This is a genomic window from Arthrobacter sp. Y-9, assembly GCF_029690065.1.
In the GTDB taxonomy this organism is placed as follows: domain Bacteria; phylum Actinomycetota; class Actinomycetes; order Actinomycetales; family Micrococcaceae; genus Arthrobacter_E.
The window spans coordinates 1,972,331-1,985,460 of sequence record NZ_CP121463.1; the positions used below are offsets into that span (position 1 = coordinate 1,972,331).

Annotated in this window: 12 protein-coding genes; 7 read left to right on the plus strand and 5 right to left on the minus strand. The window is 69.3% G+C overall.

What is annotated here, in order from left to right; genetic code table 11:
- Positions 1 to 19: 19 nt before the first annotated feature.
- The 4 genes from P9849_RS08800 to P9849_RS08815 all read right to left on the minus strand — a co-directional run bounded on the left by P9849_RS08800 (position 20) and on the right by P9849_RS08815 (position 2,933).
- Positions 20 to 562, minus strand: a complete 543-nt coding sequence (locus P9849_RS08800) for a dihydrofolate reductase family protein (protein ID WP_278266466.1) — start codon at positions 560 to 562, stop codon at positions 20 to 22.
- 73 nt (positions 563 to 635) lie between these two features.
- A complete protein-coding gene (locus P9849_RS08805) occupies positions 636 to 857 on the minus strand; it encodes a hypothetical protein (protein WP_066212172.1) in 222 nt (73 codons plus the stop codon).
- Entirely contained in the window at positions 854 to 2,065 is a 1,212-nt protein-coding gene (locus P9849_RS08810; RefSeq protein ID WP_208188968.1) for an inorganic phosphate transporter, read from the minus strand. Before P9849_RS08810 ends, P9849_RS08805 begins: the two co-directional genes overlap by 4 nt.
- Positions 2,066 to 2,174: 109 nt before the next feature.
- Entirely contained in the window at positions 2,175 to 2,933 is a 759-nt protein-coding gene (locus P9849_RS08815; RefSeq protein WP_278266467.1) for a hypothetical protein, read from the minus strand.
- A 37-nt stretch (positions 2,934 to 2,970) separates the two neighbouring features.
- Here P9849_RS08815 and P9849_RS08820 point away from each other — a divergent pair, with 37 nt between their 5' ends.
- The 4 genes from P9849_RS08820 (at position 2,971) to P9849_RS08835 (ending at position 8,541) form a co-directional block, all read left to right on the plus strand.
- Complete coding sequence (locus P9849_RS08820) at positions 2,971 to 3,591, plus strand: L-threonylcarbamoyladenylate synthase (RefSeq protein WP_107002709.1); 621 nt, start codon at positions 2,971 to 2,973, stop codon at positions 3,589 to 3,591.
- A 217-nt stretch (positions 3,592 to 3,808) separates the two neighbouring features.
- The gene (locus P9849_RS08825; protein WP_278266468.1) at positions 3,809 to 4,777 is read left to right on the plus strand and encodes a helix-turn-helix domain-containing protein; all 969 of its coding nucleotides are present in this window, start codon (positions 3,809 to 3,811) and stop codon (positions 4,775 to 4,777) included.
- A 194-nt stretch (positions 4,778 to 4,971) separates the two neighbouring features.
- Entirely contained in the window at positions 4,972 to 6,990 is a 2,019-nt protein-coding gene (locus P9849_RS08830; RefSeq protein WP_278266469.1) for a primary-amine oxidase, read from the plus strand.
- Between the two features lie 153 nt (positions 6,991 to 7,143).
- Positions 7,144 to 8,541 (plus strand): aldehyde dehydrogenase family protein, encoded by a 1,398-nt coding sequence (locus P9849_RS08835; RefSeq protein ID WP_278266470.1) that lies wholly within the window; start codon positions 7,144 to 7,146, stop codon positions 8,539 to 8,541.
- Between the two features lie 131 nt (positions 8,542 to 8,672).
- On the opposite strand, the gene P9849_RS08840 is transcribed toward P9849_RS08835, so the two are convergent.
- On the minus strand, positions 8,673 to 9,518 hold the full coding sequence (locus tag P9849_RS08840) for a molybdenum cofactor biosynthesis F family protein (protein WP_278266471.1): 846 nt from the start codon (positions 9,516 to 9,518) through the stop codon (positions 8,673 to 8,675).
- Between the two features lie 276 nt (positions 9,519 to 9,794).
- Between P9849_RS08840 and P9849_RS08845 the strand changes: the two genes are divergently transcribed.
- The 3 genes from P9849_RS08845 to P9849_RS08855 are packed head-to-tail and all read left to right on the plus strand — an operon-like array spanning position 9,795 to position 13,027.
- Positions 9,795 to 10,592 (plus strand): SDR family NAD(P)-dependent oxidoreductase, encoded by a 798-nt coding sequence (locus tag P9849_RS08845; protein WP_278266472.1) that lies wholly within the window; start codon positions 9,795 to 9,797, stop codon positions 10,590 to 10,592.
- Between the two features lie 50 nt (positions 10,593 to 10,642).
- Positions 10,643 to 11,470 (plus strand): SDR family oxidoreductase, encoded by an 828-nt coding sequence (locus P9849_RS08850; protein WP_278266473.1) that lies wholly within the window; start codon positions 10,643 to 10,645, stop codon positions 11,468 to 11,470.
- A 54-nt stretch (positions 11,471 to 11,524) separates the two neighbouring features.
- Positions 11,525 to 13,027: an APC family permease gene (locus P9849_RS08855; protein ID WP_278266474.1), complete on the plus strand. Its 1,503-nt coding sequence runs from the start codon at positions 11,525 to 11,527 to the stop codon at positions 13,025 to 13,027.
- Positions 13,028 to 13,130 lie beyond the last annotated feature (103 nt).

Below are 13,130 nucleotides of genomic sequence, written 5' to 3' on the forward strand. Positions count from 1 at the left end.
ACGGAAGGCACACAGCGGCTCAGGTGGCGGGTTTGAGCGCGTACCGGAGTTCCAGGACGTTGCCCACGGCTGCGCTCTCCAGCAGTTCGAGGTGCCGCAGGCCGCCGGTGAGGGGCAGGATGCGCTTCCCCGAACCCAGGATGACCGGCATGACCGTGAGGATGAGCTCGTCGAGATGCCCGGCCGCGGCGAACTGCGCCGCCAGCTCACCGCCGCCCATGACCCAGACGTCCTTGTCCCCGGCGTCGCGCAGGAAATCCGGGACGAACTCTTCGACATCCCCGCGGATGAGCGTGACATCGCCGCCCGGGTAGACGGGCATCTCGTGATGGGTGAACACCCAGACGGGCGTGCCGCTGTACGGCCATTCGCCCTCGAAATGATCAAGGATCCACTGGTAGGTGGTGCCGCCCATGACGAGGCAGCCGACGCCGGCGTAGAACTCCTCGATCCGCCCCTCGGACCCCGTCTCCTCGGCGTTCAGCAGCCAGTCGAGCGAATCGGTTTCGGTGGCGATGAAGCCGTCCAGGGACACTGCGGTGAAGTACTGGAATTTCCCCATACCTCACCCTAGCCCGACGACGCCGGGCCCGTCGCGGGCGACCGCCCGGAGAAGTGCCGGCCTGCGGCAGTGCCTACTTACTGAAGTACGGGACGATCAGGTAGATCCCGAACAGGACCGCGACGCCGCAGGCGCCGAAGCACAGGTACGCCAGTGACCGCGCGAGGCGGGGCGACTTCTGCTCGGCGTCGGCCGCGATGGCCGTCAGGCGCACGCCCAGCGAATACAGCACCACCAGGATGACGGCGGAGACGAGCGTGGCGCCCGCGACCTGCAGCAGTTCCAACCACTTCATTCCTGGACCTCGTTGTTCGTCGCCTTGGAGGCCTTGGAAGCCTTCTTCTTTTTCTGGAAGCGGACGGCCGTGCCGGCCTCTTCGACCTCGACCGCGTTCGCATGGCTCACATGCGACTTGCGGGAGTAGACGAACATGGCGACGATCGTGCCGATGCCGACCGCGATCGCGATGGCGGTGCCGACCGGGCCGGTCCCTACCAGCAGCGCGGTGAGGGCGCCGACGACGGCGGCCGCGGGAAGCGTGAAGAGCCAACCGGTGGCGATCTTGCCCACCATGCCCCAGCGCACCGTGGTGCCTTTACGGCCCAGTCCGGAGCCGATCACCGAGCCGGACGCCACCTGCGTGGTGGACAGTGCGAAGCCGAGGTGCGAGGACGCCAGGATGGCGGCGGCCGTGCTGGTCTCCGCGGAGAAGCCCTGGGCGGGCTTCACTTCGGTCAGACCGGAGCCCATGGTCCGGATGATGCGCCAACCGCCGGAGTACGTGCCGATGGCGATGGCGAGGGCACAGGCCGCGATGACCCAGAACTCCGGACCGGAACCGGCCGGCTGCGTGCCGCTGGCGATCAGGACCAGGGTGATGATGCCCATGGTCTTCTGCGCGTCGTTGGTGCCGTGTGCCAGGGCGACCAGGCTGGACGTGAAGATCTGTCCGGTGCGGAAGCCGCCGCGCTTCTGAGTGAGCTTGTCGCCGGTCTCGGGGTCATGCCGCGAGGTCAGCGCATAGGCCAGACGGGTGCAGATGTACGCGACGCCGCCGGCGATGACCGGGGCGAAGACCGCCGGAAGGATGACCTTCAGCATCACCGTGTCGAAATTGACCGAGTACACGCCGATGCCGACCACGGCCGCGCCGATGAGGCCGCCGAACAGGGCGTGTGAGGAACTCGACGGCAGGCCCTTGAGCCAGGTGAACATGTTCCAGAGGATCGCGCCCATCAGGCCGGCGAAGATGATCTCCGGGGTGATGTGCACTCCATCCGAGCCTTCCCGGATGATCCCGCCGGAGACGGTCTTGGCGACCTCCGTGGAGAGGAAGGCTCCCACCAGATTCAGCGCCGCGGCGAGGGCGACGGCCGTCTTGGGTTTGATGGCACCGGTGGCGATGGGGGTCGCCATGGCATTCGCGGTGTCGTGGAAACCATTTGTGAAATCGAAGAACAGAGCCAGCACAATAACCAGCGCTGCCATGAAGGTGACGTCCACCCGGGCCCAATCTGTATGTCGTGAGTCAGCCGCAGCGCGCAGGGACGCCACATCGCTATGTTAAGGGCAGTTGACGGAAGCATGAAAATCCGGTGAACCACCGGCGCGCTCAGCCCTGGCGTTCCTCAGCGGCCCGCTGGCGGGACGGGTCCAGCGCTGCCGCGATCTGACGCTCCAGCGCCGAGAACGCGGTCTGCGGGACGGCGAGAAGTCCGTCGAGTTCTTTGCGGACCCGCCGGTAGGCGGCCTGGCGCTCCGGTGCCGTGGATCCGGGGTCTACGGCGATGTTGAGCAGCTGCCGCGCGCGGGACAGGCGTTCGCGCTCCTCCGGCGAGAACGCCGCGTCCTTCACCCTGTGCGCGTTGCGCTCGGCGACGTCGAACGCATGGCCGTAGGCGAGCACGGCGTCGCGGTAGGCGTCGAGGTCCTCGCGGCTCAATTCCTCTTGACCCACCGGCCGCAGGGAGTCCGCACGACGCTTGGCCTTGAGGTACTCCACGGTCAGGGGCTCCCGGACGTCGCTCATGCCGGGGACGTCGATCATCTTCGCCACGTCCAGCTCGTATTCGAGCCAGCGGGCGTTGACGGCGTCGTGATCAGCCAGGAGCCGCGAGACGTCCTGAACCGGCGACGGCGCGGCTTTCCCGTCCTCGATCCCGGGCTCGGGCGTGCCGGACTCCGCCGCTTGTGGTTCGCCGCCTCCGCTCGGCTCCGGAGGAAGGCCTGCCCTGAGCCGCTCCAGTTCCATGCGACGGCGATGACGGACCTCTCCCGCCTTCGAGAAACGGTGCCACCATCCGCCGGCGACCGCGCTGAGCGGGAAGATGAGCCACCAGTAGGCGGGGATGTGCTCCCAGAAGGAATCCATCCTCACACGCTACCGGAGCCGACGTATGCTCAGAAGCATGGCCCGCTATTTCGACATCCACCCCCTGGACCCTCAGCCCCGCCTCGTGCAGCAGGTGGTGCAGATCATCCGCGACGGCGGTCTGGTGGCCTACCCGACCGACTCCTGTTACGCGCTCGGCGCCGCCCTCGGCAATCAGGAGGCGCTCAACCGCATCCGCCAGATCCGGCACCTGGATGACAAGCACCACTTCACCCTGGTCTGCAGCAGCTTCGCCCAGATGGGCCAGCTCGTGAACATCGGCAATGACGCCTTCCGCGACATCAAGGCGGTGACCCCGGGCAGCTACACCTTCATCCTGCCGGCCACCAAGGAGGTGCCGCGCCGCCTCCTGCAGCCCAAGAAGAAGACCGTGGGCGTGCGTATCCCGGACCATCGCGTGACGCAGGCGATTCTCGAGGAGCTCGGCGAGCCGCTCCTGTCCTCCACCTTGCTGCTGCCCGGTCAGGAGACCCCCATGGTCGAGGGCTGGGAGATCAAGGAGGAGCTGGACCACCAGGTGGACGCCGTGATCGACGCCGGTGAATGCGGCGCGGAGCCCACCACGGTGATCGACTACTCGAGCGGCTACCCGGAGATCGCCCGCTACGGCATGGGCGATCCGTCCCGCTTCGAATAGCCCGCGGCCGTCGTTGCCCCGCGAGGGAACAGTTGAGGCCCCGACACGGCGTGTTTCACGGCATCAATTGTTCCGTCGCGGGCAGGCAGTGACGTTCACATACCCCGCCGCAGGGCCGCAGGGCTTCTCATCCCCGTCCGGGATCATATACAATCCTGGGCAACCGAACTGAGATCTCCATCACACGATGGACGCCTCTGATCAACGGATGGGAATCATGATGCACGCTCCCGCACACGGCGCCGCCGGACAGCCTGTCAGTTTTCAGCGCAGCCACGACTTCGAAGCCTTCCGGGAGAGTGTCTCGTCCTCCTTCGTCCCCTTGAAGGTGTCCGGCCCGGAGCACGGGGTGTTCTTCAGCAGCATCCGCTCCGCCTCGGCCCTGGACTTCCACCTGACCGAGCTCACGGCTGGCGGACATCAGGTGGAACGGACCCCGGAGCTGATCCGGCAGGGCGGCGATGACTACTACAAGGTCAGCCTCGTCCTGGCGGGGTCGAGCCTGCTGATCCAGGACTCGCGCGAAGTGTTCCTCCAGCCCGGCGACCTGGCGGTCTACGACACCTCCCGGCCGTATTCCGTGATCTCCGAGGAGCAGACCCGGGTGCTCGTGGCCATGTTCCCGAAGTCCACCTTCGAGCTCCCCGAATCCCAGATCCACCAGATCTCCGCCGTCAACCTCGCCGCTCCGGGGCAGCTCGGCAGCCTCGCCGCCGCGCTCCTGGCCAAAGTGTCCACGAGTCTCGACCAGCTCTCGGGCCCCTTCGGCGTACGGATCGCCAACTCCTGTCTGGACGTCCTCGCCACCGCGTTCGCCGGGTCGCTCGGCGCCCAGCGCCCCGTCGTCGACCCGCGGGAGAAGCTGCTGGCCGACATCCACGCGTACATCGAGCGCAACCTCGCCTCACCGGACCTGACCCCGGGTTCCATCGCGGCGGCCCATTACATCTCCACTCGGCATCTGCACGGGCTCTTCCACTCCCAGGGCGTGACGGTGTCCGCCTGGATCCGTCAGCAGCGCCTCGCCCGGTGCCAGCGCGAACTCTCCGATCCGTTCCTCGTAAACCGCTCGGTCGCCTCCATCGCGGCCTCGTGGGGGTTCCCGGACCCGGCCCACTTCAGCCGCACCTTCAAGTCGACGTTCGGGGAGAGCCCGCGCGACTTCCGGATGCGCTTCGCCGCCTGACGCCGGACGGCGGCGGGTGCGCCGCCGCCGTCGTGCGCTGCGAAATAGGCCGGGAGAGCACAGTGTTGGCCGAGAGAGCACAGGCCTTGACCATGCCTGAAGCCTTCACTCCCCCGTCCCCCCGCACCACCTAGCGTGGGAGGGACAGTGGGCGCCGGCCGGACCGGCGCCCGGCATCGCGGAAGGACCACTTGATGGCACACGGGCACACGGACACCACTCTTCACACCCACGGGGAACGGACCACGGAGCCACGCGAGGTGGCGCATCCGTTGGACCCGCTCACGGCGGAGGAGATCGCCCGGGTCCGGGCCGTGCTGGACGACGCCGGGCTGCTGGGAGCCACGGTCCGCGTGCCACAGCTCCTGCCGCTGGCGCCCGAGGCCGCCTGGCTGGATCGCTGGCAGGCGGGCGCGGCCCTGGAACGACGCGTCGAGGTGGTGCTCCTGGATGTCGCCACGGGCGAGGCCACCCGGGCCGTCGTCCTGCTCAGCGAGCCGGGGTCGGACGAGGTGGGCATCGTGGAGTCGGTCCGCACGATCGACACGGACACCGAAGGCCAGCCGCAGTACCTCTTCGAGGAGTACGACCGCGTGGAACGGATCGTCAAAGACGACCCGTCCTGGCAGGCCGCCATGGAACGCCGCGGGCTTGGAGACCGCCGGGAACTCGCGTTCTGCGCGCCCCTGGCCCCGGGCCACTTCGGCCGTGAAGATGAGAGCGGCACGCGGGTCATCCGGTCCCTCACCTTCCTCCGCGACCACGAGGGCGACAGCCCCTGGGCCCACCCCGTCGAGGGGCTGGTGGTCCACATCGACCTCACCCGCGAGCGCGTGATCCGCGTGGAGGACGAGGGGGACGTGCCCGTGCCCGAGGGCTCGGGCGACTACTCGCTCTCCGCCTGGGGCCCGGCCCGCGAGAGCCTCAAGCCGATCGAGATCACCCAGCCGGAGGGCCCGAGCTTCCAGGTGGACGGCTCGAAGGTGACGTGGGAGAACTGGTCGTTCCGGGTGGGGTTCAATGCCCGGGAGGGTCTGGTGCTCAACGCCCTGACCTTCCGGGACGGTACGCGGGAGCGCAGCGTCCTGCGCCGGGCCAGTGTCCCCGAGATGGTGGTGCCGTACGGCGACACGGCGATCGGGCGGTACTGGATCAGCTACTTCGACGCCGGCGAGTACCTCCTGGGAAAGAACGCCAACGCGCTCACCCTCGGCTGCGACTGTCTCGGCGTGATCCACTACTTCGATCAGTTCGTGGCGGACGATCACGGGCACCCCGTGAAGATCCCGCACGCCGTGTGCATGCACGAGGAGGACTACGGGATCCTCTGGAAGCACACGGACACGGAGGGCAACACGGAGGTCCGCCGCTCCCGCCGTCTGGTCATCTCCTACTTCTCCACCATCGGCAACTACGACTACGGCTTCTTCTGGTACCTGTACCTGGACGGGACGATCCAGCTGGAGGCGAAGGCCACCGGGATCGTGTTCGCGGGGGCGGGCCATCCCGGCGCCGAGAATCCGCACGCCCCCGAGGTGGCCCCGGGTGTCTTCGCCCCGGTGCATCAGCACCTGTTCTGCGCCCGTCTGGAGACCGCGGTGGACACGCCGGAGAACTCGCTCTACGAGGTCGAGGTGCGCGGCGTCCCCACCGGTCCGTCCAACCCGTACGGCAACGCCTTCACCTGGGAGGAACGGCTCCTGCCCACGGAGTCGACCGCCCGCAGGAAGGCGGACCCTGCAGTGGGACGCGTCTGGGAGGTCCGGAGCGGCTCCGCCACGAACGCCGTGGGCCGTCCCACCGCGTACCGGCTCCACCCGCACACGGGGCCGGTCCTCATGGCCCAGCCGGAGGCGACCGTGTTCCAGCGGGCGACCTTCGCCACGGAACACCTGTGGGCGACACCGCTCCGCAGCGAGGAGCGGTTCCCGGCGGGTGACTTCCCGAACGCGAACCCGGGCGGCGCGGGGCTCCCGGCCTGGACGGCGGCCGACCGGCCCCTGGAGGACGAACGTCTGGTCCTCTGGCACGTCTTCGGTCCCACGCACGTCCCGCGCACCGAGGACTGGCCGATCATGCCCGTGGACTACTCGGGTTTCAGCCTCAAGCCGCACGGTTTCCTGGACCGGAACCCTGCCCTCGATCTCGCGGACGGCGCCACGAGCGCCGGCGCCGGGTGCTGCGGCGGCGCGCAGGCCTGCACCTGCCACTGACCGTGGCGCGCGACGACGGCGGGCCGGCCGCCGTCGTCGTGCCCCGTCCGGTGATCATGCGCTGCCGGACAAGGCGCGCACGCTGGGAGCCGATGACCGACAGGGCGCCCGGTCCTAACGTGAGGGAAGCACCGTCCATCAGGAGGAGGAACCATGGAACAGTACGAGGAACTGCTGAACGCCGTCCAGGCCGGTGACGGCGGGCGGGAGATCCGCGACGTCGCCACCGGAGAGGTCATCGGCCGTGCGCCGGTGGAGGGCGTGGAGGACCTTGAGGCGGCGATCACCCGGGCGACGGCGGCGCAGCCGGCCTGGGACGCGCTCGGCCACGAGGAACGGAGCCGACTGCTCCACGCGGCCGCCGACGCGGTCGAAGCCCACGCCGAGGCCCTGGCCCGCCTCCTGTCCCGCGAACAGGGCAAGCCGCTGGACGGCCCGAACGCCCGCTTCGAGGTGGGCGCCTGCTCCGCCTGGCTGCGCGCGGCGGCGGACACGTTGCTCGAACCGCAGGTGCTGGTGGACGATGAGAGCGGCCGGGCGGAGCTGCACTATCGTGCGCTCGGGCTCGTCGCGGCGATCGGTCCGTGGAACTGGCCGCTCATGATCGCGGTCTGGCAGTTCGCCCCGGCGCTGCGGATGGGCAACGCGGTGATCGTCAAGCCGTCCGAGTACACGCCGCTGAGCGTCCTGGCGCTCGTGCACGTGGTGAACTCCGTGCTTCCCGGCGGCGTCCTGGAAGTGATCAGCGGCGACCGCGAGGTCAGCGCCGCGCTCGCGGAACACCCCGCCATCAGCAAGGTCATGTTCACGGGTTCCACCAAGACCGGCAGCTCGATCATCCGCAGCTCGGCGGACACCATCAAGCGCCTGACCCTGGAGCTGGGCGGGAACGACGCCGGGATCGTCCTGGACGACGTCGATCCAGCCGCCATCGCGGAGGACCTCTTCTGGGGCGCCTTCATCAACACCGGCCAGACCTGCGCGGCTCTCAAGCGGCTCTACGTCCACTCCTCGGTCCACGACGCCGTGGTCCGCGAGCTGGCCGCCGTCGCCGCCCGTACACCCATGGGCCCGGGGCTGGAAGAGGGCAATCTGCTCGGGCCGGTGCAGAACGAGGCGCAGTTCCGGATCGTTGAACGGCTGGTGGACTCCGCGAAAGCCTCCGGGGCGACGCTCGCCACCGGCGGAACTCCTCTAGGCGGAACGTTCTTCCCCATCACGATCGTCACCGACATCGCCGACGACGCCGACCTGGTCCAGGAGGAGCAGTTCGGTCCGGCGCTGCCCGTGATCCGCTTCGACGACGTGGAGGACGCCATCGCCATGGCGAACGCCGCGTCCGTGGGCCTCGGCGCGTCCGTGTGGTCCTCCGACCGGGACCGCGCCCTGGAGCTGGCCTCACGGCTCCAGGCCGGGACCGTCTGGGTCAACAGCCACGGCGGCCTGCACCCGATGGTGCCGTTCGGCGGCGTGAAGCAGTCCGGCTACGGCCTGGAGTTCGGCGTCGAGGGTCTCAAGGCCGTCGCCGCGAGCCAGGTCATCAGGAGCTGACACCCGGCGCCGGAGCATGCCGGCCATGCGAAAGCCCCCGGAAGGATTCCTTCCGGGGGCTTTCGCGTGCGGCTCACGCCGCGGGGTCAAGCCGGGTCGGACACCGTCGGACGGAACCGGACGGATCCGGCTCAGACGAAGTTGAGATTCTCCGGGTGCACCGTCATGGACACCAGGCGGCCGTGAGCGCCGAAGGTGAAGTGGGTCGGGACCTCACCGGTCTCGTCGAGGCCGAAGAGCACACCGTGCGAGCGGATGGCCGAGGCGTCCCGGTGGTCGGCGATCGTCACCGAGGCGCAGGGGATGACGTTCTCGCGCCATGCGAAGACGTAGATGCCCGGCCGCACCTGCCACACCGAGTTCTCGTCGGTGTCGGCCAGACCCTTCTCCGGTCCGGCGAGGCACTGCCAGGTGTACCACTGCTCGGAGAGGTAGATGTGCTCGTAAGCGTGCTCGGGGCTGTAGTCCCACACGACACGGCGGCCGATCAGGGACGACGTCGGGGCGGGCGCCGCGCCGCGCACCTCGGCGCCCGCGATCACCGCGGGGCCGAAGTCGTGCCGCACGCGCGTGGCGCCGGCCGGACGGTCCTCGTCAAGGATCGTGCTGAGCACGCTCAGAGCGCGCCCGTCGCGGAGGTCCAGCACCAGGGAGACGGCCTGATCCGGACGGAAGCGGTGATGGAACTGGACGAAGTAGAGCCCGTCGTCCACCAGGAAGGCCTCGTAGGCGTCCGTGCCCTGATGAGCCTCCAGGGAGTCCCCCGGGCCGGGCTGGTAGTCCCAGGACACCTCGCTGTCGGTGAACTCATGGGTGACGCTCGTGCCGCGCTCATCGGTCACCACGACCACCTGGCCGGCCAGGCCGGTGTCATGCGGGGCCTTGTTGGCGTCGAACCCCGGGGCGAGACCGTCCAGGGGAAGCCAGGTCGAGGTGTCGGAGAGCGAGGGGCCCGGAATCGTGCCGTGTTCCGTCATGATGCTCCTTGAAACTGCCGTGCTGATTACAGCGTGTCCATGCCCGGCGGGCTGCCGGGCCTGCCTTCAGTCTGCTCCCGCCGTCCGCGCATTCCCATGGGTGTCCGCGCCCTGCACTTGCCCAGGCGCGAAGAGCCGTGCGGCCACTTGCCCGGGCGGGCATGGCAATAGCCGCTCAGCGCAGGCCCTGGCGCTCTCCTCGCCCGCAGAGTTCAGGATGAGATCCATGAACTCGACGACTTCGCCCTCCGCGGCCCTCTCCCCCGAGGCGCATCCGTGAACGCCGGGCTGAGCGGCCGGATCGCGGTGGTGACCGGCGCTGCGAGCGGCATCGGCCGCGCGGTGTGTGCCGCGCTCCTGGACGAAGGCTGCTCGGTGGCAGGTCTGGACCGCGACCAGGCCGGTCTGGACCGTGCCGCCCAGGAGTTCGCGGCGTCGCCGCTGCCGGCGCCCGACGACGGCGCTCCCGCACCCGCGGCCGGCTTCGTGCCGCTGTGCCTGGATCTCTGCGACGAGACCGCGGTCCAGGCGGCGTTCGCTTCTCTGGCCGCACGCTTCGGCTCACTGGATCTCCTGGTCTCGTGCGCCGGGGTCTCCGGGCCGGTCGGCACACCCCTGGGGGACACGGACCTGCGGGAGTGGCGGATGGTGCTCGACGTCAACCTCCTGGCCCCGTTCCTGGTGCTCAAGCACGCCCTGCCGCTGCTGCGCGAGGGGCGGCAGCCCGCCGTCGTGCTCCTGGCGAGTGACTCGGCCGTCGTCGCGGCGCCCGGCATGGCACCCTACTGCGCGTCCAAGGCCGGGCTGGTGCAGCTGGGGCGCGCGGCGGCGGTCGAGTGGGCCGGGCACGGCATCCGGGTCAACTCCCTCTGCCCTTCCGTGGTGGACACCCCGATGAGCCGGACCGATCTGGAGAAACCCGCCGGCTTCGCGGACGCCGCCTTCCCGGTGCAGAGCCCCGAGCAGGTGGCACAGCAGGTGCTGTTCCTCCTGTCTCCGCGGTCGGGTCCGGTCAACGGGACCACTGTGCTCAGCGACTTCGCCTACAGCGCCCGCAGCGCCTTCCCGGCCTGACACGGCCTTCCCCACCTGAATCTGGAGGACACCTTGCTTTGGAGGACATCATGACCACCGCTCCCGCGACGAACACAGCACCCGAGACCCCGTCACAGGTCGTCCTGATCACGGGCGGCGGCACCGGCATCGGCGCCGCGATCGCCCGAGCCTTCGCTACGGCGGGTGCGACCGTGATCGTGGCGGGCCGCCGCGCGGAGCCCTTGCAGACGATTGCGGAGGACATCAACGGCACGGCGCTCGTCCTGGACGCCTCCGACGCGGCCTCGGCCCAGGACGCCGTCGCCGAGATCATCCGTCGGCACGGACGGCTGGACGTCCTGGTGGCGAACGCAGGAGGCCACGGTTTCTCCTCCGCCCTCGACACCGACGACGCCGCCTGGGACGCCGCCCTGCGCGCCAATCTGAACACCGCCTTCGTCACGGCCCGGGCCTGCCTTCCGGAACTGATCCGCAGCTCGGGCCGGATCGTGGTGATGTCCTCCCTCGCCGGGCTCTTCGCCGGGCCCTCGGTGGTCGGCTACACCACGGGAAAGCACGCCTTGATCGGCCTGACCCGCAGCCTCGCCCGCGACTACGGCCCCCAGGGCGTCCGCGTCAACGCGATCTGTCCCGGCTGGGTGCGGACCCCCATGGCGGACACTGAGATGGACGAATTCGCGGCCCAGGCGGGCATCGCCTCCCGGGAGGACGCCTACCGGACCGTGACCCGCAACGTCCCCCTCGGCCGTCCCGCGGAACCCGAGGAGATCGCCTCGATCGCACTGTTCCTCGGGTCCTCCGCCTCCTCGTACATGACCGGCGCCGTGATCGTGGCCGACGGCGGCGCGCACGTGGTGGACGTGCCCACGATCGCTTTCGCCGACGCCGGTCTCTGACCGGTCGCCCTTCCCCATCCCCTCGCATCCGCTTCATCGTCAAGGAGACACAGCGTGGAAAAACCCTCAGCCTCGACAAACCCGGCGCCAGCCGGATCGGCCTCCGGACTCAAACGCGGCACGCTCGGCACTGCCGGTGTCGTGTTCCTGGTGCTCGCCGCCGTCGCCCCGCTCACCGGCACGGTGGTGGTGGCCTCCCTCGCGATCGCCCTCGGCAACGGCGGAGGCACACCCTTCGCGTTCCTCGTGATCGCCGCCCTCTTCCTGATCTTCGCCGTCGGCTACGCCCAGATGTCCCGCGTGCTGGTCAACGCCGGAGGCTTCTACGCCTTCGTGCTCAAGGGCCTCGGCCGGACCGGCGGCCTTGTGGCGGGACTCATCGCCACGCTGGGCTACAACTTCTTCGTGGTCGGCACCATCGGGACCAGCGGCTTCTTCATGCAGACGATCATCGCCCAGCTGACCGGCCTCGACGTGCACTGGTATGTGTGGGGTCTGCTGTCCATCGTGGCGTCCTTCCTCCTGGCCCGGCGCGGCATCGACATCAGCTCCGCGGTGCTCGGCATCGCCCTGGTGCTGGAGACCCTGGTGCTCGTGGTGTTCGACATCTCCGTCCTGGTCCGCACCGGCTTCAGCGTGGAGGCCTTCTCCCCGGACGCGATCTTCTCCGGATCACTGCCCATCGGGCTCCTGCTCGCAGCGACGGCGTTCCTCGGGTTCGAGGCGACCAGTCTCTTCGGGGAGGAGGCCAAGAACCCCTCCCGCACGGTCCCCCGTGCCACGTACATCGCGGTGAGCATCATCGGCGTGGTCTTCGCCCTGACCAGCTGGGCCGTGGTGAGCGCCACGGGCGTCGCGCAGGCTCAGAGCGCCTCTCAGGAACACCTCGAATCCGGCGACCTGCTCTTCAGCCTGGCCGGGCAGTACCTCGGGGATCCGCTCGTGAAGGTCATGATGGTCCTGCTGCTCGTGAGCTTGTTCGCGGCGATGCTGGCCTTCCACAATTCGGCGGCCCGCTATCTCTACGCCCTGGGCCGCGCCCGGGTGTTCCCCTACGCCCTGTCCCGCACCAACGCGGGAGGGTCCCCGGTGGTGGCCTGTGTCGTGCAGGCGGTGTTCGCCGTCGTCGTGGCGGGGGCGTTCGCCCTGGCCGGCCTCGACCCGATCACCTCACTGGTGCCGAGCATGATCGGATTCGGCACGCTCTGCATCATGGTGCTCCAGGTGCTCGCAGCCCTCGCGATCATCATCCACTTCCGGCGGCAGCGGGACCCCAGGATCGGCCGCACCTTCGTGGCGCCGCTCGTCGCCATGCTGGGTCTGGGGACGATCGTGGTGCTGGCGATCATCAACTTCGACATCGTGGCCGGCTCGGACGCCCTGGCCGTGCGGCTCCTGCCGCTCCTGCTGGTGGTGGCCGTCGTCGGCGGGCTGATCCTCGGGCCGTATCTGAAGCGCAAGCGGCCCCAGGTGTACGCGGCCCTGGCCGAGGACATGGACAAGGCCGGTCTGGATGACGCGGCGGAACCCGAGCCGCTCCCCTCCCCAGCCGCCTGATTACGCGCCCACCTGATCACCGGCCACGTGATCATGCGAGGGAACAACTGATGCCCGGATACGCGCCGTGTCCGGGCATCAGCTGTTCTTTCGCGACGGACGG